The organism is Streptomyces sp. 8P21H-1, from assembly GCF_013302945.1.
Genome location: NZ_JABTYA010000253.1, coordinates 1 through 560, shown reverse-complemented (window position 1 = coordinate 560; position 560 = coordinate 1). Strand labels below are relative to the sequence as shown.

At 75.0% G+C, this 560-nt stretch carries 1 protein-coding gene; it reads left to right on the top strand.

All coding sequences use genetic code 11. The features are described 5' to 3' along the window. Positions 1-248 precede the first annotated feature (248 nt). Positions 249-560, top strand: a 312-nt coding sequence (locus HO151_RS07400; protein WP_368039425.1) for a condensation domain-containing protein, incomplete at its 3' end; no start/stop codon positions are given.

Here is a 560-nt window from a genome sequence, read left to right as displayed (position 1 = left end):
GTCACGGCCTCGATCCCTGCCCCCGTCCCGGAGCCGGTCCCGGTCGGGCTCGGTATCCCGGTCGCGGTCCCAGGGCCAGGGCCGGGGCCGGGGCCGGGGCCGGTCACGATCCACGTGGTGGTCACGCTTCCCGTTCGGTCCCCGCTCCGCCCAGAGACATAGACGCAGCAAAAGCCGCGACGGGCGCTGCCGCTCCTTCCCTACTGCGCCGCCGGGTCCGGGCGGCAAGCTCCGGTCGTGCCCCGGCCATCCGGGACGCACGACGACCTACCCGACTTCCCGGAGGTGAGCCGGTGGACCGCTGTGACGGCCGGACGACATCCTTCTCACAGCAACGGCTGTGGTTCCTCGACCAGCTGCGACCCGGCACGGCGGACCATCTGCTCCCGCTGGCGCTGCGCCTGCGCGGCGATCTCGACACCGGGGCCCTCGCCGGCGCCCTGGCCGACGTGGTCGACCGGCACGAGGTGCTGCGCACCCGGTACGCGGCCGTCGACGGCGAGCCGGTGGCCCTCGTGGCCGACCGGGTCGAGGTCCCGCTGGACACGGTCGACGCGCCG